The sequence below is a fragment of the Mesorhizobium sp. M7A.F.Ca.CA.004.06.1.1 genome, assembly GCF_003999135.1.
Lineage (GTDB): Bacteria > Pseudomonadota > Alphaproteobacteria > Rhizobiales > Rhizobiaceae > Mesorhizobium.
Map to the genome: position 1 here is coordinate 1 of NZ_RZPQ01000993.1, position 1,746 is coordinate 1,746.

The 1,746-nt window shown below is 61.6% G+C and carries 2 protein-coding genes and 1 pseudogene; 2 read left to right on the forward strand and 1 reads right to left on the reverse strand.

Annotated elements, in window-relative coordinates:
* Window positions 1-111: 111 nt before the first annotated feature.
* Window positions 112-630 carry a CreA family protein gene (locus EN906_RS33065; RefSeq protein ID WP_127269254.1) on the reverse strand — a complete coding sequence of 173 codons (519 nt, stop codon included), beginning with the start codon at window positions 628-630 and terminating at the stop codon, window positions 112-114.
* A 188-nt stretch (window positions 631-818) separates the two neighbouring features.
* Between EN906_RS33065 and EN906_RS33070 the strand changes: the two genes are divergently transcribed.
* Together EN906_RS33070 and EN906_RS33075 are read left to right on the forward strand one after the other, a co-directional pair.
* Complete coding sequence (locus EN906_RS33070; RefSeq protein WP_127269253.1) at window positions 819-1,397, forward strand: SCO family protein; 579 nt, start codon at window positions 819-821, stop codon at window positions 1,395-1,397.
* 65 nt (window positions 1,398-1,462) lie between these two features.
* Window positions 1,463-1,746 (forward strand): annotated as a pseudogene (locus EN906_RS33075) (50S ribosomal protein L11 methyltransferase); the annotation flags it as partial.

The following is a 1,746-nucleotide window of genomic DNA, read 5'->3' on the forward strand; positions in this document are numbered from 1 at the left end:
CGCAAGCGGAACCAATCGTCCCTCAGATCGTCTCCCAGCAAGGATTCGCCGAGCGAATGGTCCCGCAAGCGGGACCATTCGTCCGTCCGGCTCCCGAAGGAACTAAGCAGCCTATTGCGGCTTGCCTTTGCTCCACACCACGTTCTGGCCGTAGAGCGGCACGGTGGTGACCGACATTTTGGCCGAGCCGTTCTGCACCTGGCGCGAATGCGAGAGATAGATCAGCGTCTCATTGGGCTTGTCGTAGATGCGGTTCACCACCTGCTTCTTCCAGATCAGGCTGATGCCTTGCTTGAACACCTCCTCGCCGCCCTCGCTCATGTCGATGTCGCCGATCGTGATCGGGCCGGTCTGGCGGCAGGAGATGGAGGAATCGGACGGATCCTCGAACCAGTTGCCCTTGTGCAGGCGATCGATGATGCCGCGATCGAAATAGGAGACGTGGCAGGTCACGCCTTCCACTTTCGGATCCTTGATCGCTTCGACGATGATGTCATTGCCGAGCCAGTCGACGCCGACCTTGCCGACTTCCTCGGCGACTGCGGCACCGGCGCCAACGACAACACACGCGGCCAACGCGCCGCCGATCAGTTTTCGCCCAATCAGTCCGTGCCCAATCAGTCGTGGCAAGGGAGCCTCCTGCGGTTCGAGTTGCCGGTCACAGGTGGGGCGAGCAGCCCGGCTTTGCAAGCAGATAGGTCGACACCACTGCGGTTGCGGCAACGCGGCACTTTGCCTGTGCGAGGCCGAACCGCTAAGACTGTCGCACAGGCGCGGCATTGAGCCGGCGCGGCGATTTCTGCAGACGGACTTTTCTGATGATGCGTTCTATCCTGGTCGGCATTCTCGTCCTGATGGCCGCCGGTATCGGCTGGCTGACTTTCGACTGGTATCGCGGCCATTATGGCGGCGAGCCCTTCGGCGCTGCCTTCACCCTGGTCGACCAGAAAGGCGCGCCGATCACCGAGGCTGCCTTCAGGGGTCAGCCCAGCGTCGTCTTCTTCGGCTTCACCCATTGCCCCGAGGTCTGCCCGACCACGCTGTTCGAACTGGCCGGCTGGCTGAAGACGCTCGGCGACGACGGCAAGAACCTGCACGCCTATTTCGTATCGGTCGATCCCGAGCGCGACACGCCGGAAGTGATGAACGCCTATGTCAGCAATTTCTCCGACCGCATCATCGGCATCACGGGCGATCCCGACAAGGTCCACGCCATGGCCAAGTCGTTCGGCATCTACTGGAAGAAGGTCGACACCGGCGACGGCGACTACACGATGGACCACACCGCCTCGGTGCTGCTGCTCAACGCCAATGGCGACTTTGCCGGCACCATCGCCTACGGTGAAAGCGCCGATACGGCCATCGCCAAGCTGAAGCGGCTGGCGGCGAAAGGCTAGAGCTTGATCCCGAAAAGTGGGAACCGGTTTTCGGGCAAGATCATGCTCAAAAAGAAACAGATTTCATGACCCAGACGCGCCTTTACTTCACCACCGGAAAGACCGAGTCCGTCAGCATTTTCGCGGCGCTTGAGGCAGCCTTCGAGGAAGAAGGGCTGCCGATCGCCGTCCTGGAGGTCGACGAGGACAAGGACATCCACGAAGTGTCGCTCTATGCCGATGGCGACGTCGATGCGGTCGAGACCCGCTTGAACGACATCCTTGCCGGCCTTTCCCTGTCGAAGCCGATCGAGCGCGAGGCCCTGCCCGACATCGACTGGGTGGCGCATTCGCTGGAAGAGCTGAAGCC

Coding starts and splice junctions, on each gene's coding strand:
- EN906_RS33070 (WP_127269253.1), top strand. CDS start 819: ATGATGCGTTCTATCCTGGTCGGCATTCTCGTCCTGATGGCCGCCGGT.